The sequence below is a fragment of the Hydrococcus rivularis NIES-593 genome (assembly GCF_001904635.1).
GTDB lineage: Bacteria > Cyanobacteriota > Cyanobacteriia > Cyanobacteriales > Microcystaceae > Hydrococcus > Hydrococcus rivularis.
Genome location: NZ_MRCB01000033.1, coordinates 21,460 through 45,761 on the forward strand (window position 1 = coordinate 21,460; position 24,302 = coordinate 45,761).

Sequence of the window (24,302 nt, forward strand, 5' to 3'; positions counted from 1 at the left end):
CTTGATTTGGTAATTGCTGTAAAAAATGAGTAACTTGGGTTAAGCTGCTCGCGAACCAAACAACCTATAGAGGTGTTAGATTTCTCTACGTCAACCCAGTCGACAATTTCTCTTAACCAAGCAGGATTGAACCAGAAATTAGCTAGCGATCGCCTTGGTTACAGTGTTTAAAAAACTAAAATTTGTTAAATAAATTATGAGTTAATTAAGGATAAATTTATGATATATCTTTTTAGAATTGACAATTCAAAATTCACAATTTAAAATAAATTGAGATTTAGGCTAAAATACAGCCCGTTGTCGTTCCAAGTTCTCTTCTCAATATCCACATCAACTAGAGGAATCCCCCAATCCAAACGGGCGCTGAAATCGTCCCCCATTTGCCACTGCAAACCAAGACCGACACCCACGAGCGCATTCGGATCTGGGTCGGGAAAATCGCCATTATTCCAGCCGACCCCAAAATCCACAAACGGCACGATCTGCAACACTCCTTCTACTTCCGAGACTCGTACAATAGGCAGTCGCGCTTCAACGCTAGCTAGAAAGCCATTATCCGTCAGCAGTAAATCCTGCCGATAGCCTCGGACAGTTCCCAAGCCTCCAATAGAAATTTGCTCTAGCGTTAAAAGGGGGTCAGTTGCTAGCTGGAGATCGGAACGAACGACCAACAAGGTGTCCGGTGCAAGCAATCGCACGTACTGCCCTTGCCCTCGCCAAGCGAAAAAACGGCTATCGGGAAGTCCCTCTCCATTGACCGTCGCATCAAATGCCCCAACACCTAGACTAAATTGGGAGCGAAGAGCAAACACTTCTTGCGGATTGCGTTTAACCCAGTCCTGGAAAAACCGAATCGCTGAGATGCGAATTTCTCCCTGGTTGTTAGCCCCCGGAGAAAGAGGAAAGCCCTCGCCCAAAATAAAGTTTTGGCTTTCCTGTCGAGAGAGGGTCAACCCCAAGGCGAATTCTTCGCTAGGAGATTGAAACAATGGCTGGCGCAGCGTTAGTTCGTAGTAGTGATAGTCTCCAGTAATGTCTAAACGCTCAAACTGGCGATCGATTACCTCATTGTCGCTCAATCCCCCTGCCAGTCTAATCGTACCGTTATAAGGATTGATGGGAATGGTATAGCTGAGATCTAAGGCGGTACTTCCATCAGTGTTGGAGAGACTGGCATCGAGACTATCCCCAAAGCCTGCTAAATTTCCTACCGTGAGGCGAGCGCCTCGTCGAAAGCTGCCTACACTGGGATTGCGTCCGTTATCGGCAAAGGGGGCGAGGGTAAAATAATCTGCCTCTGCGACTTGAACTTCAAGTAAACTCGAATCTGGACGCACCCCAGCCGATAATTCAGCCGAAATGCTTTCAATCAGTGGGTCGAGTTGCAATAGTTGCAGCGCTTCCAGCAGGCGGTTTTGATTGAGGGGCTTAGAGGTGGCAACTGCCAAGCGATCGCGCACGTAGTCGGGATTCAGCCGTCTAGTTCCCGTGATTTGGATATCTTCGATGCCTCCTTCAATAATCGTAATTGTCACTACTGCTTTTTCTGGGAGGAAAGCTTGACTCGCTTCGATGACCGCACCAGAATTAATGTAACCTGCCTGGATGTAGAGATTGGTCACGGCTTCTTCTGCTTGGATCAGTTCGGCAAAGGTTATTTCCTTTCCAGTAAAAGGTTCAACTGCCTCGCTTAATTCTTCATCACTGAAGGCTGTATTGCCGACAAACTCAAATCGTTCAACCCGAATCTTGCCAGGAATTTCCTCAAGCGGTGAAGGCATTGGCTGTGTGGGTGGAGTTTCGAGGCGGGGCTTTTCGGGTTCGGTTGGCAGTTCGGTTGGCGGTTCGGGAGTTTTGGGAGGAATTGGGTTGGGAAGTTGAGATAAATATTCGTTGTCGGTTAGATCTGGCTGGTAAGTATCTACCGTTTTACTCTTTGGGATAGAGATATTGGCAGGGGAAGCTGCTGCTTGGACAACACTTCCCACAACTGTTAGGAGGACTGGTATGATAAACCGATTTTGCTGAAAAATCCTACATAACACTGAACTTATTTTATTAAAGTCTTAAAAGAGAGTATCTTCTTTTTATCATGAGATAAGCCCTAAAAATTCTTTTGTCAAACGGAGCGATCGCCTGTTAACGTCTAAACCCTCAAACAGTATCCGATCGATATCCGATCGCGCTTTAGTAACTCCATGACTGGCGAAGCGCCGCACATTCAGGAAACAGATTGCAAAACTCTTGTCAGTCAATTGTGCATAGGTGCGATCGCGTGAGAGATACCTTTAAGCGAGTCTAACTTATCAGGGTTGGCTTAGCAGCGAGGAAATCATCGATCGATTCCGAATAAGTTAATCCGGTTAAGACCTAAAAAACTGCATAGGTGCGATCGTCTCAGATATACGTTAGCTCGAATCCAGGCTTCAGTCATAAAAACTGAGCCAACTAAAAAAATTTTCTATCCAATTACAATTGAATTAGTCATGGTTACTTCAGTTGAACAGACGCATCATAATGAAGCAGACAGATTTATCAGTGACGTAGAAAAAGCCAAAAGAGCACGTCAGGAATTTGCTGAATACCTAAGTCAAATGACACAAACCCTAGTTACATCTGAAGCTGAAGGAGAAAAAGCTTCTGGTCGTTTAGGGCTTGAGCAGGATATTGCCGACCTTAATAACGTTAGCGAAAATTTACGCCAAGGATTATTCCGACTACTTGTCTTAGGAGACATGAAGCGGGGAAAAAGTACCTTTTTAAATGCTTTGATTGGGGAAAAAGTCTTACCCGCAGATGTTAACCCTTGCACAGCCGTTCTCACCATTGTTCGCTATGGTAACGATAAACAGGTTACTATTCATTTCAATGATAGTAAATCACCTGAAACCCTTGATTTCCTGACTTTCAAACAGCGCTATACCATCCCTCCTGACGAAGCGAAAAGATTAGAAGAAGAAGGAAAACAAGCGTTTCCAGATGTTAATTATGCAGTAGTTGAGTATCCCTTAGACATTTTAAAAAACGGCGTAGAATTCATCGATAGTCCCGGACTCAATGATACCGAAGCAAGAAACAACTTAACTCTGGGTTATATTAACAATTGTCACGCAATTCTCTTTGTTCTCTCAGCTACACAACAGTGTACTAAAGAAGAACGTCGCTATCTGGAAAATTATCTTAAAGATAGAGGTTTAACGACGTTTTTCCTGATTAACGGTTGGGATTTAATTGCCAATAAAGTGGATGATGAAGAGGAAATAGAGGAAGCTCAAGGGCGGATTCGGACAGTTTTTCAATCTAATCTTACCCCCTACTGTCAAGTAAATGGCAAAAATCTTTATGAACGGAGAGTGTTTGAGCTTAACTCACTAGGAGCACTCAAAGCACGCAGAAACCAACCACCTGGTTCGTTAGTAGGAACTGGGTTTGACAGGTTTATTCTGTCTTTAGATACTTTTCTGACAGAAGAGCGAATCATTGCGGAACTGCTGAAAGTCAAAGGTTTAGCTCGTCAAACCTATCAGCACGTTCATGAAGCAGTAGAACGGCGTTTACCTTTACTAGATAAAGGAGTAGAAGAACTCAGACAGAAAATTAAAAACGTAGAACCTCAATTTAAACAATTAGTTGAGATTCGGGATAAATTTAAAGATGAAATTCACACCACTTCTGAGAATTATGCTAATGGGTTAGCAGATGATTTTTATCACTATTTCTCAAACTTAAGTAACACTTTAGAAACAGATTTTGCTCCTTATCAACCTAATCTTAAAGTTTTTGAGTTGCTCAAAGCTGGGAAACGGAAAGAGTTTGAACAGAAGCTGGAACAGGCATTTAAGCAATACTTTAACGATAAGATGGCGGCTTGGAGCAAAGGAGCAGAACAAAAACTCAAGGAAGCTTTTTCTCAACTGGCACAAAGTGCTGAAGCATATGGAGATGTTTATAGTCAGATTACAGACAAAATCTCAGAGAAACTGACTGGACAACCGCTAGAAACTACTACTGTTTCCTCTGAGGATAAATCTCCAGGATGGGCAAGATGGGCTGGAACTGCTGCTGGTGTATTGCTGGGTAATTATGCTGGAGCTGCTCTGGTAGGTATGGGTGTCTTAAACTGGAAAGCTCTAATTACTCAATTTATTACTCTTGTAGTCGCTAATGTCATTCTTATAGAATTTTTCGGTGTTTTTTTAGGAGGACCAATAGGTATGGCCTTAGCTGCTATGGTCGTAGGTCCTATTCAATTAGCAGCAGCACGAAATCAGCTAATTAAGACAGCTAAGGCAGAAATGAAGAAGAGTCTGCCAAAAATAGCGAAGGAGCAAGCTTGGAAGGTTTATAATTCCGTTAAAGAGGTTTTTGATAACTTTGAGGATGAAGTAAATCAAAGAATCAACAGCGATATTCAATCTCGTAAGACGGAACTAGATGAGCTTCTCGCTCAGAAAGAATATCGAGAAATTGACCACAAAAAAGAAGTAGAAAGATTAAAAGCTCTTAATGGTCAGATTTTTGCTCAATGGAATTGCATTGAAGCAGCCTACGATAAGCTCCTTGAAGGAACTATATAAGTATTAGAGTCTTTGAGCCAAGTCGGTTAGGCAAAGAGTGAAAAATCTGCAAGACTAACCTCCGATTATCTACAAAAAAGCTAATCCTAACCGACTTTTTTCTTCCAAAATACAATCAGGGTAAATCTAACTATATAGAAGATTGTATTGAGCAAGAAATTGATTAAAAATTTACTTTTAAACAAGTAAATTTTCTGAAGCAAAAATACTTTTGTTAATTGATGTCTTCTTGAATTACGGAGAAATTAATCATGGAAAGAAAACAGCTTTATGAACTCGCTCCTCAAGACTACGAACATAACTTTGACAGAGAAACTAGAAATTTGCTTGAGGATACTGCTGGGTTGGACTTCATAATCAGCCAAATTAATAAATTTGGCATAGAGAGAATTCTGAAGATTAAATATACTGGAAGCTATTTAAAAATTAACTCTAAAAATTTTCCTACTCTTTACAGTGTTCTGGAAGAAGCCTGTAGGATTTTAGCACTTGACAAGATTCCCGATCTATATGTTGTCTGGAGTTATGATATCAATGCTCTGACAGCAGGAGTTGAAAACCCAATTGTCGTTGTTAATTCAGGATGTATCGATTTGCTATCTCCTGAAGAACTTTTATTTGTTATTGGTCACGAATTAGGACATATCAAAAGCAACCATGTTCTCTACTATCAAATGGTTAATCTAATGCCTTTGTTCACAAAAATTCTTGGAGATATGACTCTGGGTATTGGTAGCACAGTAGGAGTAGGAGTACAGATAGCTTTATTAAACTGGCAAAGAATGGCAGAGTTAACAGCAGACCGGGCAGGTTTGCTAGTCTGTCAGGACATTAATACAGCTACTACAGCTTTGATGAAAATGGCTGGACTTCCCCAAAAATTTTTCAATTCCATAGTTATAGAAGATTTTATCGCTCAAGCGAAAGAATTTCAAAATTATGACTACGATACTTTCGATCTCGTTGCCAAAGTAATTAGCACAATGGGGCAAACTCATCCCTGGACTGTGATGCGGGCAGCAGAATTGTTCAAATGGGTTGAATCGGGTGACTATAACAAAATTTTAGAAAACACGGGTTGGCGTTCTAAATCCCTACTCTGGCAACAAAAACACCCTTGGAAACCTTCATTCTTTTCTAATTCATAACCCATAACTGATTATGAATAGCTTTAGAGATAAACTAACCACTTCATTCGCCTCTCAGTCAACAAAAATCATTGCTAAAAAGCTAGCACAAGCTACAGTTAATACCTACTTGGGTAAAGAAGTAGGAGCTTCTCTCAAAACATATGGAAAGTTTAATCGTCAGCGCGTGCTTGAGATGGCTTATCTTTGTCGCCTTGCTTATATAGCTTACGAACAGATTCCTATTACTGTTACTAAACTGTTAACATCTGGTCAACTTTTTCCAAAATACAAATTCAAAACAGTAGACTTCCTCTATAACGATTCCAGTTTATTAACTGATGAAAATTATCCTGTCTGCTGTGGCTATATCACCTCTACTCCAAAAGAAATTTTCGTTGTCCTCAGAGGAACGAGAGATATTAAAGACTGGTTGATTAATCTGTTAGTTAATACCAATCCTCAAGGAATTCATTCTGGCTTTGCCGCTTATGCAGACAGTATTTGGGCGCAATTACACAAAATAGGAATTTTTTCTGATGCCAATTCTCATCAAAAGAAACTAATTCTAGTTGGACATAGTTTAGGAGGAGCAGGGGTTACTTTACTCGCTCATAAACTCAGTTGTCAAAGTTTTAGAATGTCTTTGTTTGAGCAAGTAGAAGTTTATACTTTTGGTTGTCCTCCTGTTAGTACCGCCGAACTAATCTTAGATGCTTCTGTATATTGGATTAGAAACTCTGCTGACTTGATTTCCCATATTCCCAAATTCGTTTCTTTAATAGGAGGTTGGCATCCCTATATTTCTGAGTCTCTTTGTAAGTATCAATATCTTTTACCAGAGTATGTAATTCATCATGATTATCAGATTTACCAACTAGATCGATCTGCTGCTAAGAATTTATGGAATTCTTGCACGATAGGAGGAATTTTTTCTCAATTGCAGTTAGACAATAATATAGATAGTTTTGAGCAACTAATTATTTCTCTTATCCGTTGCTTCCACACCGAACATCGACTTTTGTCATATATTGAAAAATTAAACTATGGTTTAATTCCTCATGTGTTAAATTCTATGGCTTTATCTGATTCAGCCAATCAAGCAGAGGAATAAGAACTGTATTGACTGCACGAGGAAAGAGTCTCGCCTATCTGAAATTCAAGATACCTAATAGTTGGCGTTGAATTGCTCGTTTTTAAAAGGAGGAAAAGTAATTAATAATGTTAAGAAAAAACTATCAAAGCTTTAAACTTGCAGATAGTCTCAAATTAACTTCTCGGTTACTCGATCGAGAAGAAAATAGCGAACTTTTGCTAGATATTCAGTCTGTCTGCGACCATCTATCAAGCCCAAACTTTAGAGTGGCTGTATTTGGTTCTTTTAATCATGGTAAGTCAACTTTGCTGAATGCTTTACTAGGGAAAAAAATCTTACCTACAGATCTGATTCCGACAACGGGGGCAGCTATTAATATTAAATATGGAACTGAATTAACAACTCGAATTATTCGGTCAGATGGAACAGAGATCGATGAGAAAGGAACAGAAATTCTTCAGCGTTTTACTAGATTAAATAGCGAGCGAATCATGCGCTCCGATCTTTCTTCTGTAGAAGTTTTTCTTCCTCATCCTTTATTAAAGAATGGTGTAGAGTTGCTCGATCTTCCAGGGACTAACGATCGCGAAGAGCAGGACAATTTAGTTCGTCGTCAACTGCTCAGTGCAGATTTGATTATTCAAGTTTTAGATGCTAATCAGCTTTTTACCTTAACCGAAGTAGACAATCTTCAAGATTGGCTAATTGATAAAGGAATTGAAACGGTTATTTTTGTTGTCAATTTTTTAAACTTATTAGAGATTGAAGACCAGAAAAAAGTCATGCAGCGATCGCGTTCTATTGCTGAAGAATTTCGCGGTAATTTCCCTAACGGTATTAGTAACTTATATCGAGTCGATGCATTACCAGCTTTCAAAGCTAAACAGCAAGGAGATCGAGCAACAGCTTTTAGCAGCGGTATATTAACCCTTGAGTCGGCTGTGCAAAATCTTGTTGCAATTCTATCAAACGATCTTCAAAGATATCGTTTACTTAGAGTTGTAGCGATCGCTAATCGAGTTAAACAAATTTTAGAAGAGCGAGTAAGGTTTCTCTGTCAACTAAATACAGAATTACAAAATGCTAGAGAGTATCTGGAGGTTTACTGTTATGAAAAATCAATATTCCCAATCGGATTCCACAACAAGACAGACAGATAAGAATCGTGCGATTCAGTCCTATCTTGCACCCCAACTGGTCGTCGTTGGAAAAGCAAGCGACTTGGTGCAGAGTTACTCTTATGGCAAATACTCAGACGGCTACTCAGGTTATTACTGGGAGCGTTAGGAAATTCTAGCTCATTAAGAGCTAACACTTATATCAGCATCAGGACTCTGAATTCATAGACAACAAACAACTATCAGTGAAATGGTTACTACGATCGAAGAGATTTGTAAATCTGATTTAGGAAGTACGCTCTCCTGTGAGGCTCAATATATTTTAGCTCCAGATGTTATTCTGCTGCTTATCTCGGATGGCACAGCGAGGCTTCTTGACTTGGGGGGCTACTTCTATGCTATTTCCGCTACTGGGACTGAGATGCTTGAGGAAGTTTTGGAGAGAGATACTGCTTCAGCAGCGTCAAGAATGGCACTACGGTACGGCGTAGATGTTCAACAAATACACAAAGACCTGAAAAGTTTCTTAGAGGATTTAAAGAAACGCGGTTTGGTTCGTCGTCCTAATTCGCGCTGGCATTTAATAAGCGATATTAAGACATTTGTGGCGTTTTTTATGCTCTTTCCCGCCCTCTATTTTACTCATTGTAGCGATCGCTTATTGAGGACAAAAGCATGGATTCTTCTGACGCTAGGATACATTTCCATTGCCCTTTTTGGCTGGGCTACAACTGTAACCGTATGGCAGCGTTACTATCGTAAGGTTTCTGAACTCCAATCTAGGCAAGAAAGTGAGAAAACTATAAAGACCATTGATGAGGTGGTTCGTGCAGTAACAGCAAAGCACTTTTTGAATATAGGGTGTAAGGAGCGAGCTTTGTGCTGCTGGGATCTGATTCGCTCGGCTGGTTTGCCTGCAAAGCTGGTTCTGGGAGTCGATCTGTTCCCGCTAGCAAGTCATTGTTGGTGTGAATTCGGCTCGCAAGTGTTAAGTGACTACGAAGATCGGTGCGAACGTTTCACGCCGATATTGTGTTACGAATAATCCAGAGAACTATGAATATTGGATTCTCAGTTGTTACACAAGACAAAGGGGTTGATTTTCAACTCTTTCAACCCAGCATTAGCGATCGCCCAGTCCTGGTGACCTACTCTCAGGCATTCGATTGCTCGGCAGTTTGTATGGGTAGGCTTTACTACCGACACGAGCTACTCCCAAAGTTAGCCTCCCGACTGCCAAAGAATTTTTTAAGCGAATGCGAGTCTAATTATGCTGCTCTAGCACTAGCAGCTTACTGGCAATTCGGATTCAAAGGATTGGAACAATTGGAAGGAGACTTTGCCCTCGTCATTTGGGATGCTAAAGAAAACCGCCTGATTGGCATTCGAGATCCGATGGGAGGCTATCCCCTGTTTTGGACGGAATCTAACGGCAGAATCGCTTTGAGTAATAGTCTGAGTTCTCTACTGGATTTACTGCCGCATCGAAAGCTCTCGCTTGATTACCTAGCCGAGTTTCTAATGATTCCTGGACCAGTTAATGAAAGATCTGCCGAAGGGTGTGTTTATGAAGGCATTCACCGGGTCTTGGCAGGCACGATAGTCAGTATAAATATTTCCACTAGACGGAGCGAGCGATACACCTACTGGAATTGGCTGGAACGCATGATTGAGCCAACGACAGATTGTCTCGAAGAGATTAGCCAACAGTATGCAGAACTCTTAGGTCAAGCCATTCGAGAGCGGATTTGTGGACGAACAGCTTCCCATTTGTCTGGAGGGATGGACTCAACTGCCGTCTCCCTAATCGCACGCGATTTAATTGCTTCGGGTGCTGGCGAAGCCCCTCTGCACGCACTTTCTCTTGTTTATAGCCAACTTCCCGGACTTGCGCGGGAGATGCCTTACCTCGAAACTGTCCTGCAACAGGAGAAAGACATTGTGCCGCATCGGATACCTGCCGATGACCTGCTAGATTTTGATAGCTTTACCAATCCGCCACCTCACGATGAGCCTTATGCTGTTTTGTGGCGCTTAGGGATGGATCGGGCGATCGTAAATGCTGCCGCCAAGTTCGGGGCAGATACTATGCTTACTGGTCTTGGCGCTGATGAAATGCTGGATGTCCAGCCTTTCTACATCACCAATTTGCTTCGTCAGTGGCGTTTCCGTGCCGCCTGGACAGAAGCTTGCAAGTGGTCGCAGACAGACAATTGTAGTCCCTGGGGAATTCTTTATCCTTTTGGTATTGCTAGCTTATTTCCAGCTTGGACGCGCGGTCTTAGCGAGATTTTGCTGCGCCGAAGCCATCCAAATTTGAGCAAGCAGAATGACTGGAGTATCCCGCCTTGGATCTTGCCTGGTTTTACTCGCCGCCAAGCGCTGCGGAGTTATGCGATCGGGAACGCTCGCCGCATCTACCGCTCCTGCAACTCGACAGCCCTTTCCTTTGCTATTTCTTCTATTGAAAGCAGAATAGGGGATGTAATTCGTTGGTCGGTAGCAGCCCCCCAAGGCATAGCAATCGCTCATCCCTTCCTCGATGTTCGCATTTTGCGTTTCTGTCTGGGCATTCAGGCTAAGCTCAAGCCGGAACCTGGCAGAATGAAGCCTATTCTTGCCGAAGCCATGCAGGGTATTCTTCCCGACCAAATTAGAAATCGTCCTCGCAAGGGACAATTCAACGAGGTTTACTACCTCGGTTTGGCTCGGAACTTAGAGAATTTAGAGACAACGATCCGACAGGCTCCCATTGATGACTTAGGCATACTGGACAAAGATATCTTGATTCGTTATCTCCGAGAGGCTGCACTTGGAGGTGCCCATGTGCGTCAGCTTCACCGCCTAAACTTGACACTTTCGCTTATCAGATGGCTCTGTATGCAAAAGGAAACTAAAAATTTGATTTTGTAAGTCACGTTTTTTGAACAGTAATTCTAGAGGAATAAACTGTTGCATATTCCCAATCCAATGATGGAGGTTCAGTGAAACTATACTGAATAAAAATGATTCGCCAGTATTTCCAACAAGACTGTATTGAATGCAGAGATACGATTGCTGGTACCAGTAAATTTGTAACAGATTCCTAAATATGGAGTGCAAGTATAATTATGTTTGCAAAACGCAATTCACCAACAATCCTGGTTGCTTGTGCAGCAGTATTAATGGGTGCATTAGTCAGTTGTAATCAAGCCAAACAATCGCCTGTTTTTCCTCCAGAAAGAGGTGAAGATCCGATCGCAGGAGAATTTATGATTTATGTATAGCGATCTTGAGGCAATTTGGCAAATAACACTTACTCGACCTCACGTCATTGAAATCAAAAACACAGGTGGCTTTTTTCAAGATAGATTCAGAGTCATTGTCAATGGAATTGAAATTTTAAATCAACCAATCTTTTGCGGTTATGGTTCGCACTCATTTATCTTGGATGATTCTCTTGTAGAAATCCGTTGGTTTGTCAACTATTTTTCGGGAAAAATAGATTCCATAGTACTGAGGCGAGACGAGATAATCCTTGCCCAGTATGGTAGCGATCGCGCTGTCGGTAAAACTTTTATTTCTAATCGCGATCGAGCGTTTTTATCCAATAAAAATAATGAGAGAAAAAAGGAGAAGTATGACTCAGAGAGAAGCGAAATAATCCAAATTACTCGTGGCAAGAATGCCAGCAAATGGAGGACATCTATTTACATCATCGGAACTACCACATCGGGTAAGAAAGCAGGACTGTTTACTAAAGCCGTTGAGACTTAGCGATCGCCATTTATTCTCCTAGTTCATGCACGTAAGCGGGTCGGGGAGAGAGTTGATTGAGTAAAACCCGATCGATTGTCCAAAATTGGGCAGATTCGCTTTCGGCAACTGCTAGAAAGGCAGCATCATAGAGGGTTGGGAGTTGATACTGAAGAGCAAGTTCCCAGGATCTCATTCTAACCGACTCCTCGTTGATGTAGTCTATGGGGAGATTACAAAAGTCCTCATAACAGCCTTGCGCTTGCTCTGCCGTCAGCAAATCCATCCTGATTTTTTTTCGCAAGACAGACCCGATTTCTGCCCAAGCAAAGGCGGGAGCAACTAAACGGGCGGCCCCTGAAACGGCTTCTAATACCAGAGTATCTGCCTGGGGTTCGTGTTCGTCTGGGACGAGGTAGGACACTAAAACGCTGGTATCTAGACAGAAAACTCTATTCACGCCGCCCTTCCCCTTCTCTGAGAGCGCGAATCAGTGCGGTAGCATCTGGCTGTACGCCAGTTTTTGCCTTAATTTCAGCCCGCCTAGCCACAATGCTCTCATGGGCTGAGAGTGCCCGTCTCCGTCTCACCTCTCGCTCCACTGCTTCTACTACTAGCTCATTGAAGGATTCCCCACCATATTTTAGCTGTTTGGCTTGACGGACTAACTTCGCAGGAAAGCGGATGGTAACGGCTTCACGTTCCATATCGATCTATCTAGTAACTTACTTGTGATATCATTTATTGTAACCTTTTTTCGATGGCAATGGCTCGCTCTGCCTCTCTAATCGCGCTTTAGCGACTTCGTGACTTGAGAAGCGCCGCTTCGGAGAGGTTGAAGTTTTTAAAGACTGCACGTTCAGGAAACAGATTGCAAAACTCTTATCAGTCAATTGTGCATAGGTGCGATCGCGTGAGAGATATCTTTAAGCGAATCGAGCTTATCAGGGTTGGCTTAGCAGCAAGGAAACTATTGATGGGTTCCGAACGAGTTAATCCGGTTAAGACCGAAAACTGCATAAGTGCGATTGCGTGAGAGATACCTTGTATCAGGTCAAAGTTAAAAGGTTGAACAGACCATGGAAGGGACTACTGTCAGGCCCTGAAACGATCCCTTACAACTTGGCCACCGAGGTTCATTTTTGTAGATTTGGAGGTATTTTCAATGACTACTTGGGTTTATGATGTTACGCTCACTGGAATTGTGAATCAACAACGATTTCAACGTCCGGGTCAGCTTGTTATTAGTAACGACTCCATCGTCAATCCTCAAGGAACTAGTAATGATGTGAATTTCTGGGAGGTAGGTCTTTTTTCTAGCGATGTACCATCGCTAGGTCCTGCTAACCCCCAAGGGACTGGAGCTATTACGTTCGTCACCAATAATGCTCTTCTTGGAAGAAGCCCAGTTGATACAGTGTATGAGGCGTATGATTCCCAAACAAACACAGTTTACATCGGACCAGATCCACAAACTCTCAGCTATGGTCAGAACCAATTTAGTAGCGGGGGGCTTTTATCGACACCGGGTTTAATCTCTAGTGGCTACATGGCACTCCAACCTCAAAATGATAACTCAATACTTGGAGCAATCGATTTTTCGGGTCCCGGTGGAGGATATCAGGCACAATTCAGTGGAACACTTGTACAGGTAGTCTAAGAAACCGTTAATTTCCTCGGACGAGTACATCAATTTAGGCACTTACCTCTACCAAGTGAACTTTACTGGCTTGCAGAGTAGAGAAATCAAATATTCTATACCCGATTCGGTTGATTCCCGAATGATCTGAGAGGAGGATAGTAACGTTGGGGCAACCACAAAGGAATTGCCCCAACCCTACATAGGAAATGTTAAAGGTAACTACAAAGGAGCTTTTTAGGTATGACTGCGGTTTTACATGTAGGTAATCAAACCATCACCGCTGAGGAAGTCCTTCCTCTACTGACCAATTACCAGATAATGCCTCAACTGTTGCGTGAGATCGTCATTGAACAAGCTATTATCCCTTTTACCTGTACAGATGAAGAGAAAGCCAGTGCCTGCCAACAGCTTTATCAAAAAAAACACCTACACCTGGAAACAGAGCAGCAAGCTTGGCTGGAGCGTAATGGGATGACTCCAGAGCAATTAGAAGCTTTACTTGCTCGAAGACTAAGAATTGAGAAATTTAAGCAAGCTACCTGGGAGTGTAAACTCGAATCTTACTTCCTTCATCGCAAGAGGCAGCTCGATCAAGTTATTTTCTCTCTGCTTCGGACGACAGATATGGGGATTGCTCAAGAACTCTATTTCCGGCTTCAGGAAAAGGAGCAGTCCTTCGCCGATTTGGCTCAAGAATACTCTCAGGGTCCAGAAGCCCAAACTGGTGGGTTCGTAGGTCCGGTCGAGCTAAACACTCTCCACCCGGCTTTGGCTCAGATGCTTTCAGCGAGTCAACCCGGTCAACTTTGGTTCCCCTTTGCACTAGGAGAATGGGTGGCGATTGTGCGACTAGAAAAGTTAATACCAGCTCAGTTAGACGAACCCATGCGCCAGCAACTGCTGGGCGAACTATTTGAAGCCTGGATTCAAAAGCAAGTTAGTCAACACCTTGCAAAAGTTATCCAGAAAGACCGAGTTCAGAATTGCTGAGGGACAACACAACCAAAGTTTGAACTAACTTTGCTCGCCCTGGCTTGTCTAGGAGTCACTCGGTTCGCATAGATAGCTCAAGATTTCTTGGGTATTGCGAGTCAGAGTAGGAGACGGATTTTTCACTGAATAAATTTCCTGCAAAGCATCCGACCAAAGACCTCGTTGGGCAAAGTAATTAGCCCGTTGTAAGGCGATTTCCTCGACAGTGGCTTTTGCTGTTTTTAGTTGCGTTTCCAACTCCCCCAGTTCAGAGGCGATATCATTGCGCTCTTGGGACTCCATGACTTGAAAAGTAAAGCGCTGACGACGGGAAGACGGAACGACCAATTCCCAATCGTAGATTTTCCCAGGCTGCAACGCCTCTCCGGTATACTTAACACTTTGAAATTTTGCCGTTTGAGATTGTGCCGTGACAGTCTGACTCCACAACAGTTCCTGCTTGCGATCGGGACTAAAAGGACTATAGAGGCGGATCTCAAGGCTTGGCACTGTCCCTTGCCAGATAAAGAGAGGGCGATCGCTCCAGATGACATTTTTTTCTCCTAACAAACCGGGGGTAATCTCGCAGACATTCCCTCGTGAGGTTAAGGCAGGCTCGTTCCGTTTCGATTTCAATAATTCCCAAAGAGCTGCCCAGACTGAGTTCTGCTCGCTACGCCTAGTTTCTGCTGGAGTATTGGCATTGCGAACGCGATCTCTAGTTTCTACTGAGGACTCAGAATTCGGCTGAGCAAAGGCACTGAGAATCAATCCAGAGGAGAAACAGGCGGTAGCTGTGGCAGCCAGTAGCAATATAGACGCGATTCTCAGGCTGGGTTTTCGAGTTAAGGTCAACGACTTGATATTAACCATGAGATGTCCTCCTCAAAGTCGGCAAAACATAAATCCAAAAGGCTACTGACGGCACAAACCAAGGCAGCAATAGCGCAGCAGAGATATAAACCTGTAGTCCAATGAGAATATAAGCGGCTGTAGCACTGGCTAGCCCAATTGCCCACTGCCGTCGCCCTCTGTACTGTTTCCTCAGCACCAGTGTGGCTCCTTTGCCCAGCAAAACCGCTACGCCGATCGCCCAAAGATCGGGAATGGGGACGACTAATCGCTGTGCCAGCAAATGGTGAATCATGTAAGCAAGAGCTTCAGATCCCGCGAACTTGTCTGGGTTGGTTGCCGCAGAAACCCGCCGTTTTCGCCAGTAAGCAACGGCTAGAGGTGCTGGGAAATTATCTGCCCCAGGTATGACTCCAGCTTCGTCATATCCTCCTGGGGCAACGATCGCGATTTGCTGCTCGAACCGATCGCCTGCTAAAGGCTCGGCGTTACCATCGAGTAACTGCCAAGCGGCAATGCGGTCATAAACCAAGTCTGGGGGAATCGAAAAGTCATTGATAGGTCGCAACCAAAGTTGACCAAAGTTTTCGACAAAGCTGCTTATAGGGTGAAGCCGTGTTTGGCGTAAGAAGGCAACAGTATCGTTGGGTTTATCTCTCTCGTTGAGATAATTAAATACTTGGGTACGAAAATCGCTTCGGTTATTTAATCGCGGTTTCGGCAAATCAGAGGCAGAAGGGTCTTGATTGAGTGCGTAAACTACTGCCAGCAGATAGGCAAAGGGACAAGTCTGGTAACAATCTGTTTTTGCAGGTAAAAGTCTGACATATTGGGGCAAGGCATTAGTATAACCTTCGAGACTCCAATAACGTTTCGCAATGCCAGTTTCAGGTGCTCCCCCCACTTCTTTTCCGTTATCCAACTGAGCTGCAAATACAATCCAAATGCCTTTCCGATCGACCGCAGTGCGGATAGATTGTGAGAGTAGGCGATCGTTCCCTGGTCTGTCTAGAAGATAATCGATTCCTACAACTTTGGCATCTAAAGCGGAGAGTTTGTCAATTAGACTAGCTAGATAGCCGCGATCGATTGGATTGGGATCGGAGATCCCCGCTTTTTGAATTGACTGCTCGTCGATCTGAACCAACAGGACAGGGGGTAATGCCGCAGATGGAATTTGCCTGGTGACATCGCGGTAGATTGCCTGGATTAAGACTCGCCCTTCTAATAAGAAGTCCTGTACGGGGGGGAATAAGCTCAGTAGTACTAAGGCTCCCAGAGCGATCGCTTCTTGGCGCGTGGGCAACCACTGTTTGAGCCATTGCCTAAAGCCAAAAGGTTCAATTTGAAACAGAGCAGCATCGGGATGGCAAAATAAGGAAGGAATGAGGTAAGCAGAGGGATAGGTAAGGTTCTGTTGCTGCTTGAGATATTGACTCGCTGCCAGCAGGGCATCGCACACGTCTTTATATTCAGCCAAGACTTGCAGGAACCGTACCAGAAAGGCTTGCGCGACTCGATTGTGGATTGGCTCCCGCATCACTGCCACTTGGCTTAGTCCCAAGTCAATCAGCGAGGCAGCAATACTGAGTCCTTTACAGGAGTTGAAGAGAGCAAATTGGAGTCCTCGCTCTTTGGCTAGCTGTAATTGTGGCGCAATTTCACTGACGAACATTGACGTGCCAGGGGCGATCGCTAACTCTCCTCCAGCAATGGCAGTTTCATTGCTATGTCCGGCGAAAAATAAAATATCCCAACCCCGTTCGTCTGCGATCGCCTCACAAATCTGCGCCTTGAGTTCGGGTATGGCTTTTCCGGGTTGCCAGCCAACAAATTGAATTTCTGCCACGGAGGCAAGCGATCGCAAAGCTTGCCGATCCCCTTGAAAGTTCAGTCCCGTGTCATCGCCTAAAATAGCTAAGACGCGAGTTCGACCGCGACGAAATCTCTGACGCAGGGGGATGGTTTCTGCTCGGATGTTAACTGGAGTGCGAGCAAAGCGAATGGCGACCGTCCCGGTAAATTCTGTCCCAATTTCCCAAGCTTCCCAAGGAAATCGCTCTAGCTCAATTGGGTTACAAGTCAGGAAAACATCGACGCAGCCGCCACTGAGCTTTGACTGGATGGGCACTTGCTCTGCTAGGCGCTTAGCGGCACGGGCAATCTCAGTGCGAATTTCAAAGAGTTCTTGACAGCGAAGCCAGCGATGAAACTCAGACAGCAGCATAGCTTCCGCCTGCACCAGTTGGGCATGGCGATCGACGGTCGCTCCGCTGCCAGAAGCTTCCACTCGCGATCGCAGCGCCATTTTATAAAAGCCCAGATAAGCTCGCTGCCACTCCTGATACAGTTTCGTCAGTGCTTCTGGATAGGGCAAGGTAGCGCCAAGCTGTTGTCCCCTACCCCAGGACAGTTCAAACAGACAAGCTCGATCGATTTGCTGGATTTTGAGCCGAAAAATAGAGCGAAGCATTATTGCGGTTCTTCACGAATAAAGGCAAAGGGCGGCAAGGTGAGGGTTTCCCTATCCATCAAGACAAGGGTCGCTAGAAATTGCTCGTTCAATGCGCCGACGACACAAGTATAGAGATAGGTATCCCCTGGGTTAGGCTCTACCTCGACTAAAACATTCGTTAGCTCGCTGACTCGTAATTTGAGTCCTTGAGGCAGCTCGTTGCCAGACCGCGTTCCTAAGATTAGCAGCAACGTCCACTCCGATTGAATGGGAATAGACCAGGTGACGGCGTACAATCGCAAGAGATTCTCAGCCAAACTAAAATCTCGGTAAGCGCCACGCGCCTGGACAGGGATTTCCATGCCCGTACTTCTTAACTGGGCGATTATCGCCCCGAACTCTTCAGCAGGCGATTCAACGACCGTATCTCTCAGGGAACGTAGAGATGCTGTAGCCAAAGCCGGGGGCGGAAGTAAGATCCAAGATAGATTCTGGGCGAACTCGTCTAGCTCGCCTCCCAGCCACAGCCCTACATTCCCTACATTTACGACTTGCTGAGTTAAGTTTTGTAAGATTTGTGAGAGTTGACTGGTCGGTTGTGCTTCTGTTTGCAGGCAGTATAGCCAATCTAGTAGCTCTGGACTGCTCAGCAGTGCCGCTCCCTGCTCCCAAGTCAATACCTGCCACAGGGAGCGATTTGGAGATTGTAGCTGTGGGATTAGAGGTTCTAGTTCAGCTTGTATCCCCGATAGAGACGCTAAGCGATTAGTTGGTATCGCAGGCAGAGGAATGGTAGTCGGTTCCAAACAGCGCAGGTAGAGCAACAAGCGATCGCGATTGCGATCGAACCATGCGTATGGCAGTTCGTAAGTCCAGTCTGGCTCAGCTTGTAGGTTAGTAGATTGCAGGCGGTCTACGAGTTGGTCGTGGCGGATGAAGCTTTTAATTGTGGCTTGTTCGTGTTCTTCTCGAACCTCTACCAGCACATAAAAATGGGCGGCATATTCTGGCAAGTCAATGACTGCTCTTGGGAAAGCGATCGCTTCATCTATTAGGGTTCCGGTAGCCAGCAAACAAAGCTTAAACTCGCCAACCTCTAGATGGCAAACCGCCGCGATCGCGTTGGCATACTGCGGCTGCAATACAGTACAGTTTTCTGAGTTGACCCGAAGTTCTGCCGCTCGCTCGCTCAGCCACTGCTCGAAACCAAATAACGCTAAAGCGTTGAGATAGGTTTGCCATTGCCGAACTTCATTCGGAATTTGGCTACTGAGTTGTATGGCTCGGTCAATCTTGTCCGGTTCGAGGAAAATTGTCTCTACGGGCAAGGATTCAAAGTCGAGCAGGAGGTCAGTCGGATCGTTAGGGAAATTGGTCATGGCGAGTTTCTCCTGGCTTCGAGGTGGCGACAGAGACGCTGGGCAAAAAGACTGCTGGAGGAGCGATTTTTAGCAATGCTGGCTTCTGTTTCTGCTTCTTCGATTGTGGCAGCAATCTGTTCGTCAAGAGCAGCCTCAACTTTTTGGAGTCGATCTGGATGAGTATAGGTCATGGCTGTTTCTAAAGTGCGATCGCGCAAATCCTTTAACATTTGCTGCCGGATATCAGCCCGAAATTCCTTGAGCTTGAGCAGGCGACTCACTTGATACTGTGCCTGCAAACCGACAACAAGAGCAATTTCCCTCATAGACTGTCCCTGACAGTGAAACAATTCGAGGGCACTCAGGAATTGCCGCGCCTTTTGAGGGTCTTCGAGCTGCAACCGACTAAACCGAGCTTGAGTTACCTGTTCTATAGCCCGCTCCAAGCAGCTTATGAATTGCTGGCGGTAAAATGTCAAAAATTCTGCTTGCTCGTTTTCTTCTTCTGAGTCATTGGTAGGGGCAGATGCCTGAAGGCGCTCGGCGATTAACCGAGTTTTAGGGCGATCGAGGGATTCTTGAGCGGCAAACCCTCCCCTGGCGTAAATGCGATACTGGCGCAGGCGCTCTGCTAGGTCTTGCAAACGAGACATAGTATTTTCTGGCAAAAGAGTAAGGTTGGCTGTTTGGCTTAGCAGATGAGCGATTTGTTGTAGTTGCTCCCTTGAGGGGGGCAGGCATTTCCCCTTGACTCCAGAGGAGCGCTGCTTGAGGCGATCGCGGCGATAGATAGCGTGATAGCTCTCTAGCAGAAGGCAAGCAAGCTGAATTTGAGCTGGCGTAAGATTGTGAAATCCCGCCAAAATTCGCTGTAATTGCTTGGGAGTCGTGTCATTGAGGATTGCCCAGTCGCTGACCAGATAAACGCCGCGTTCTAACAAGAACACATTAAGTTCTCGATGATGTTTTACGAGCCTCGTCGTCCAAGTGGACAAGCTCGCGCGTTCCGGATCAAAGGTCTGCAAAATCTCAATAGCCATAGATTTATATGCTCTTGGAGATCTTGACGCTCTCAAATCATCCAAAATGTCATCAAGGACGAAAGGAAACAGATCGTGACGAGTAAAGCCATGTTCGCTGCCAAATTGAACTTCAAGCTGAATGCAAACTTGCTCGATCTGACCGGAGATAAAGCAGCGCAAACAACGCTCAGCATTAAGAAAATTGATGTCTTCCTCCAAGGGAGCTTTGGAAGCATCGCGGCGTAAAGCCAGCAGTTGGCGTTGAATGACCGAATCCGCCACGTCTACTTGAGTTGCCAATTCGGGAAATTGCTGCTGGAAAAACGCTTTAGCTGAGGCAATTTCTTCAACTTTGCGCCTTCCGGTAGCATCAAGTTTTACGAGTCTCCAGTATCTCGATGCAGCACCCACAGTTATTAGACCTAGCTCGGACTAATTACATAATGAAACCTCCTGCGGCTAAGCGATCTAAGCTCTTAACTTTTGTTTGTAGTCGTTTTCTTGACTGAGGTCTTTTCTGTCAACCTTACCTATTTCTAAATGCGCCGAACTTATGCAGCTATTAATCTGCATAGAGCAACAGAGCAAGTAAGATGGCATCGCATTTATGCTTATCCTCTCTGAATTGACAGTTCTACAGCAAGCGCATAGCGCTTTTTTGCATATCCTTCACTCGTTTGGAGAGAAAGTCAAATAGCCGCTAACCAAATAGCACCTATTTTGCCACAGCCGCCAATCTAGGACTAATTGTGAATTGCGAATGGGATCGGTAGTATCGTGTCGCTTGCGATAGTTTGAGCTGAAGTAGTCTTTCATCGCCCAACTTTTGCCGCAGAGTTGGCTTAAAGGGTGACGCATTAAGGGTGCGAATAATCTCTGCTGCCACAGCTTTGGCTAATAGTGGCGGTACGGAATTGCCAACCTGCCGAAATCCATGCCATTTGGTCGCATGAAATCTAAACCAGTCGGGATAGGAATGCAGTCGTGCTGCTTCTCTGACCGTAATACATCTTGGCGTAAATGGATGAATTGGTCTGGCAGAGGTGAAAGCCCCATTATACTTATTGGTTCCGGCTCTTAGCGTGTTACAAATCCCATCGGGATGCAGCTTGTGGAAACGACTGATCTTTTCGGTTTCGCCGTGACGAGTTTCTTGAAAGCGTTTAATCGTTTCAGCGGTGTGTCTGGTTCGTATGCTTGAGGAGAGAATTTGCAAATTATATTCGCGATCGTATGAATAATCATTTTCCAACTGTTTGATCCCCCGAAGGATGAGAGCATAATGACTAGAACCCTTGCATTCAGCGATAACCCAATCTTTTCTTAGTAATTCTGGATAATGTTCTACTTCAGGTAAATCTCCGATGGCATCCCACACTGTCGGGGCAGTGGGTAGATTGGATAATTTTTTATATTTGGAGTTATTTAACCGAACTGGTTGAGTGATTGGCTGAGGGTATTTGGGTAATTCAAAATCCTCTCTTGCTCCCAGGAGAAATAATCTTTCGCGAGCTTGCGGAACTCCGTAACAAGCAGCATTGAGAACTTGATAATTTTTTTGTACTTGGTAACCTTGAAACTGAAATTCTTGTATCAAAGTTTCGAGGATTTTTTGTTGTTTTCCAACAGCCAATCCCCGTACATTTTCCATGACGAAAAATTTGGGCTTTAACTCCAAAACTACTCTCAGAAACTGAAAGACAAGGGAGTTACGCGGATCGTCAACTACTCGTTTGCCAATTAGTGAAAATCCTTGACAGGGAGGTCCTCCAAAAACTACATCGATATCGCGATCGCCAATTGCCGATTGACTTCTAATTTCTGCTCCCGTTATTTCAGTTATATCTCGACATAAAACAGTCCAGAAAGGAAAATTATATTCATGAGTCGCGCAGTGAATCGGATCGATTTCTACAGCAGCAAGCACGTCAAATCCTGCCTGTTCAAAACCGAGAGTCATTCCCCCCGCACCTGCGAATAAGTCTACTGCAATAGGTCGCTCGCGATCGCTTTTCTTGACCATTCCAATTACTTAAGCACGCTCTTAAAATTCAACGATAACGGGAGCGTGATCGCTAGGCTGAGGAAGCTTTCTCGGTTCTACGTCAATCCTACAGCTAATCGCTCTTTCATAGAGTTGGGGGGTTAAATAGTGATGGTCGATTCGCCATCCTCGGTTGCGTTGAAATCCTCCGTGGCGATAGTCCCACCAACTAAAATATCCGCCTTCGGCAGTAAATTTGCGAAAGGCATCCTTTAAACCAATTGCTAGGACTTCCTGTAGCGCTTGGCGTTCGCGGGGAGAAGCCATGATATGATTTTCTTTTCCTTTGGGATCGTAAATATCTCTATCTTCTAAAGCAATATTGAAGTCTCCACAGACGCAAAGTTCCTCCGAGCTTTTTTCGCGCAGCGTTTTTAAATAGTCTTTTAGCACTTTAAGCCAACGCAGTTTATATTCATATTTCTCGCTATCGACAGCAGCACCATTTGGCACGTATAAATTAACAATCCGAATCTCATCAATAACGCCAGTAATAACTCGCTTTTGTGAGTCAAAATCCGAATCTTTAGCTAGCAAATCGCCTAAAACAGGAGCAAAACCCGTACTTATTTGCGTTAATGGCTGTAGGCTAAAAATCGCTACCCCATTATAAGATTTTTGCCCAGAGATATAGAGATGATATCCAAGTTTTTCAAAACAATCTCTAGGAAAATCTGCATCAGTTACCTTCGTTTCTTGTAAACAAAGAACATCGACAGGATTTTTTTGTAGCCAATCTACTACGTGCTGCTGGCGAGTGCGAATTGAATTAACATTCCAAGTGACAATTTTCATGGGTTATGGCTGCTAATTCGAGTAGAAACAGAAATCTTAACATTTTTATGTCTAAATTGAGCAAAACGGGGAGATTTATTTTAACAATTTAAGTATCTTACAAATTAAGAATAAAATCGTTCAAATCTATCGCTTAAAATTGGAATAGAGAACGAGCGAAACTTTCTTGACTAATCCTCTCAACATTATTGTCATCGGCGGCGGGGCTGCCGGATTTTTCGGGGCAATTACCTGTGCTGCCGCCCATCCCCATACCCAAGTAACGTTACTAGAAGCAGGGCACACTCCTTTAACGAAGGTGCGAATTTCTGGTGGGGGAAGGTGTAATGTTACCCACCACTGTTTCGATCCCGCTCAATTAGTACGATCCTATCCTAGAGGAGGGAGAGAACTGCGAGGCGCTTTTAGTCGCTTTCAACCCAAAGATACCATCGCTTGGTTTGAGTCTCGCGGCGTTCGCTTAAAAACCGAGGCGGATGGCAGGATGTTTCCCGTAACAGATAATTCGGAAACAATTGTCAATTGCCTGATGGAAACGGCAAGACAAACGGGAGTCAAATTGCGCACCAAGGCAATGGTCAAATCTGTGAGGAAAAAATCGGATTCTTCCGCACAAAAAGGGTTTGAGGTGGAGTTAAAAACGGGAGAAATTTTAAAGTGCGATCGCCTGTTAATTGCAACGGGAAACAATCCGTTGGGCTATCGTTTTGCCAAAGAGTTAGGACACGCGATCGAACCTCCAGTTCCTTCTCTTTTTACGTTCAATATTAACGATCCTCGCCTGCAAAATTTAGCCGGAGTTAGCGTTGAAAATGCCCGCGTGCATCTCGCGAATCCTGGAAAAAATCTGCTCGAACAAACGGGAGCATTATTGATTACTCATTGGGGACTTAGCGGTCCAGCGATTTTAAAATTATCTGCTTGGGGAGCGAGAGTTTTATACGAACATCGCTATCAAATGTCTTTGGTAATTAATTGGGTTCCTACTCATAATCCAGAAACTTTAAGACAATATTTATTAGAACTTAAATCGAACAATCCCAAGCGTAAAATTTCCAGTTATTCTCCTTTACCGATTCCAAAACGTCTTTGGCAGAGATTCCTGACTTTTGTTGGCATCGATAGGCAAATGACTTGGGCACAATTATCCAAGGGAGCTTTGAATGAATTAGTTCGAGAACTGACACAAGGACAATATCAAATTCAAGGAAAAGGCGTTTTTAAAGAAGAATTTGTTACCTGCGGCGGCATAAAGTTAAAGGAGGTCGATTTTAAAACGATGGAAAGCAAAATTTGTCCCGGACTTTATTTTGCAGGTGAGGTTCTCGACATCGATGGAATTACGGGCGGATTTAATTTTCAAAGTGCTTGGACGACTGCTTGGCTAGCAGGTAATGCGATGGGGAAATAATCTAGCAGTTCTCTTTTAGATGAGGTACATAACTTATAGTTTTAAGGCAGAAGTAAGAAGGTAGACTATACCTCACTTAGAAAGAGAAACGCTAT

General features: G+C 44.3%; 20 protein-coding genes. 11 read left to right on the forward strand and 9 right to left on the reverse strand.

Features of this window, described 5'->3' with window-relative positions:
* Positions 1–260 precede the first annotated feature (260 nt).
* Entirely contained in the window at positions 261–1,988 is a 1,728-nt protein-coding gene (locus NIES593_RS19650; protein ID WP_245817652.1) for a ShlB/FhaC/HecB family hemolysin secretion/activation protein, read from the reverse strand.
* Positions 1,989–2,486: 498 nt separating this feature from the next.
* Between NIES593_RS19650 and NIES593_RS19655 the strand changes: the two genes are divergently transcribed.
* The 8 genes from NIES593_RS19655 to NIES593_RS19685 all read left to right on the forward strand — a co-directional run bounded on the left by NIES593_RS19655 (position 2,487) and on the right by NIES593_RS19685 (position 11,674).
* Positions 2,487–4,577 carry a dynamin family protein gene (locus NIES593_RS19655; RefSeq protein ID WP_073601194.1) on the forward strand — a complete coding sequence of 697 codons (2,091 nt, stop codon included), beginning with the start codon at positions 2,487–2,489 and terminating at the stop codon, positions 4,575–4,577.
* A 251-nt stretch (positions 4,578–4,828) separates the two neighbouring features.
* Positions 4,829–5,725 carry a M48 family metallopeptidase gene (locus NIES593_RS19660; RefSeq protein WP_073601195.1) on the forward strand — a complete coding sequence of 299 codons (897 nt, stop codon included), beginning with the start codon at positions 4,829–4,831 and terminating at the stop codon, positions 5,723–5,725.
* A gap of 13 nt (positions 5,726–5,738) precedes the next feature.
* A complete protein-coding gene (locus NIES593_RS19665) occupies positions 5,739–6,818 on the forward strand; it encodes a lipase family protein (protein WP_073601196.1) in 1,080 nt (359 codons plus the stop codon).
* Between the two features lie 107 nt (positions 6,819–6,925).
* The gene (locus NIES593_RS19670) at positions 6,926–7,960 is read left to right on the forward strand and encodes a dynamin family protein (RefSeq protein ID WP_073601197.1); all 1,035 of its coding nucleotides are present in this window, start codon (positions 6,926–6,928) and stop codon (positions 7,958–7,960) included.
* A 208-nt stretch (positions 7,961–8,168) separates the two neighbouring features.
* Positions 8,169–8,963, forward strand: a complete 795-nt coding sequence (locus NIES593_RS19675; protein WP_073601198.1) for a lasso peptide biosynthesis B2 protein — start codon at positions 8,169–8,171, stop codon at positions 8,961–8,963.
* 11 nt (positions 8,964–8,974) lie between these two features.
* Positions 8,975–10,831, forward strand: a complete 1,857-nt coding sequence (locus NIES593_RS19680; protein ID WP_073601199.1) for an asparagine synthase-related protein — start codon at positions 8,975–8,977, stop codon at positions 10,829–10,831.
* A gap of 197 nt (positions 10,832–11,028) precedes the next feature.
* Entirely contained in the window at positions 11,029–11,184 is a 156-nt protein-coding gene (locus tag NIES593_RS24340; RefSeq protein WP_175561184.1) for a hypothetical protein, read from the forward strand.
* A complete protein-coding gene (locus NIES593_RS19685) occupies positions 11,177–11,674 on the forward strand; it encodes a hypothetical protein (RefSeq protein ID WP_073601200.1) in 498 nt (165 codons plus the stop codon). The genes NIES593_RS24340 and NIES593_RS19685 overlap by 8 nt, the downstream gene beginning before the upstream one ends.
* A 10-nt stretch (positions 11,675–11,684) precedes the next feature.
* Here the strand turns inward: NIES593_RS19685 and NIES593_RS19690 are convergent, their stop codons facing one another.
* Both NIES593_RS19690 and NIES593_RS19695 read right to left on the reverse strand, forming a co-directional pair.
* The gene (locus tag NIES593_RS19690; RefSeq protein WP_073601201.1) at positions 11,685–12,113 is read right to left on the reverse strand and encodes a type II toxin-antitoxin system VapC family toxin; all 429 of its coding nucleotides are present in this window, start codon (positions 12,111–12,113) and stop codon (positions 11,685–11,687) included.
* The gene (locus NIES593_RS19695; protein ID WP_073601202.1) at positions 12,106–12,360 is read right to left on the reverse strand and encodes a YlcI/YnfO family protein; all 255 of its coding nucleotides are present in this window, start codon (positions 12,358–12,360) and stop codon (positions 12,106–12,108) included. Before NIES593_RS19695 ends, NIES593_RS19690 begins: the two co-directional genes overlap by 8 nt.
* 458 nt (positions 12,361–12,818) lie before the next feature.
* Between NIES593_RS19695 and NIES593_RS19700 the strand changes: the two genes are divergently transcribed.
* Complete coding sequence (locus NIES593_RS19700; RefSeq protein ID WP_073601203.1) at positions 12,819–13,313, forward strand: hypothetical protein; 495 nt, start codon at positions 12,819–12,821, stop codon at positions 13,311–13,313.
* 222 nt (positions 13,314–13,535) lie between these two features.
* Positions 13,536–14,285 carry a peptidylprolyl isomerase gene (locus NIES593_RS19705; RefSeq protein WP_073601204.1) on the forward strand — a complete coding sequence of 250 codons (750 nt, stop codon included), beginning with the start codon at positions 13,536–13,538 and terminating at the stop codon, positions 14,283–14,285.
* 48 nt (positions 14,286–14,333) lie between these two features.
* Here NIES593_RS19705 and NIES593_RS19710 read toward each other — a convergent pair whose 3' ends face one another.
* From NIES593_RS19710 to xth, 6 genes are all read right to left on the reverse strand, one after another.
* On the reverse strand, positions 14,334–15,140 hold the full coding sequence (locus NIES593_RS19710; RefSeq protein ID WP_073601205.1) for a DUF928 domain-containing protein: 807 nt from the start codon (positions 15,138–15,140) through the stop codon (positions 14,334–14,336).
* Complete coding sequence (locus NIES593_RS19715) at positions 15,133–17,592, reverse strand: CHASE2 domain-containing protein (RefSeq protein ID WP_073601206.1); 2,460 nt, start codon at positions 17,590–17,592, stop codon at positions 15,133–15,135. Before NIES593_RS19715 ends, NIES593_RS19710 begins: the two co-directional genes overlap by 8 nt.
* A complete protein-coding gene (locus NIES593_RS19720) occupies positions 17,592–18,953 on the reverse strand; it encodes a DUF1822 family protein (RefSeq protein WP_073601207.1) in 1,362 nt (453 codons plus the stop codon). Before NIES593_RS19720 ends, NIES593_RS19715 begins: the two co-directional genes overlap by 1 nt.
* Positions 18,950–20,368, reverse strand: coding sequence for a hypothetical protein (locus tag NIES593_RS19725; RefSeq protein WP_073601208.1), 1,419 nt, complete (start codon positions 20,366–20,368; stop codon positions 18,950–18,952). The genes NIES593_RS19720 and NIES593_RS19725 overlap by 4 nt, the downstream gene beginning before the upstream one ends.
* 304 nt (positions 20,369–20,672) lie before the next feature.
* Positions 20,673–21,980 carry a DNA cytosine methyltransferase gene (locus tag NIES593_RS19730; RefSeq protein WP_073601209.1) on the reverse strand — a complete coding sequence of 436 codons (1,308 nt, stop codon included), beginning with the start codon at positions 21,978–21,980 and terminating at the stop codon, positions 20,673–20,675.
* A gap of 21 nt (positions 21,981–22,001) precedes the next feature.
* On the reverse strand, positions 22,002–22,796 hold the full coding sequence (gene xth / locus NIES593_RS19735) for an exodeoxyribonuclease III (RefSeq protein ID WP_073601210.1): 795 nt from the start codon (positions 22,794–22,796) through the stop codon (positions 22,002–22,004).
* Positions 22,797–22,962: 166 nt separating this feature from the next.
* Between xth and NIES593_RS19740 the strand changes: the two genes are divergently transcribed.
* Positions 22,963–24,207 (forward strand): BaiN/RdsA family NAD(P)/FAD-dependent oxidoreductase, encoded by a 1,245-nt coding sequence (locus tag NIES593_RS19740; RefSeq protein WP_073601211.1) that lies wholly within the window; start codon positions 22,963–22,965, stop codon positions 24,205–24,207.
* Positions 24,208–24,302 lie beyond the last annotated feature (95 nt).

Coding starts and splice junctions, on each gene's coding strand:
- NIES593_RS19665 (WP_073601196.1), top strand. CDS start 5,739: ATGAATAGCTTTAGAGATAAACTAACCACTTCATTCGCCTCTCAGTCA.
- NIES593_RS19700 (WP_073601203.1), top strand. CDS start 12,819: ATGACTACTTGGGTTTATGATGTTACGCTCACTGGAATTGTGAATCAA.
- xth (WP_073601210.1), bottom strand. CDS start 22,796: ATGAAAATTGTCACTTGGAATGTTAATTCAATTCGCACTCGCCAGCAG.
- NIES593_RS19655 (WP_073601194.1), top strand. CDS start 2,487: ATGGTTACTTCAGTTGAACAGACGCATCATAATGAAGCAGACAGATTT.
- NIES593_RS19660 (WP_073601195.1), top strand. CDS start 4,829: ATGGAAAGAAAACAGCTTTATGAACTCGCTCCTCAAGACTACGAACAT.
- NIES593_RS19675 (WP_073601198.1), top strand. CDS start 8,169: ATGGTTACTACGATCGAAGAGATTTGTAAATCTGATTTAGGAAGTACG.
- NIES593_RS19730 (WP_073601209.1), bottom strand. CDS start 21,980: ATGGTCAAGAAAAGCGATCGCGAGCGACCTATTGCAGTAGACTTATTC.
- NIES593_RS19715 (WP_073601206.1), bottom strand. CDS start 17,592: ATGCTTCGCTCTATTTTTCGGCTCAAAATCCAGCAAATCGATCGAGCT.
- NIES593_RS19720 (WP_073601207.1), bottom strand. CDS start 18,953: ATGACCAATTTCCCTAACGATCCGACTGACCTCCTGCTCGACTTTGAA.
- NIES593_RS19680 (WP_073601199.1), top strand. CDS start 8,975: ATGAATATTGGATTCTCAGTTGTTACACAAGACAAAGGGGTTGATTTT.
- NIES593_RS19695 (WP_073601202.1), bottom strand. CDS start 12,360: ATGGAACGTGAAGCCGTTACCATCCGCTTTCCTGCGAAGTTAGTCCGT.
- NIES593_RS19710 (WP_073601205.1), bottom strand. CDS start 15,140: ATGGTTAATATCAAGTCGTTGACCTTAACTCGAAAACCCAGCCTGAGA.
- NIES593_RS19685 (WP_073601200.1), top strand. CDS start 11,177: ATGTATAGCGATCTTGAGGCAATTTGGCAAATAACACTTACTCGACCT.
- NIES593_RS24340 (WP_175561184.1), top strand. CDS start 11,029: ATGTTTGCAAAACGCAATTCACCAACAATCCTGGTTGCTTGTGCAGCA.
- NIES593_RS19670 (WP_073601197.1), top strand. CDS start 6,926: ATGTTAAGAAAAAACTATCAAAGCTTTAAACTTGCAGATAGTCTCAAA.
- NIES593_RS19705 (WP_073601204.1), top strand. CDS start 13,536: ATGACTGCGGTTTTACATGTAGGTAATCAAACCATCACCGCTGAGGAA.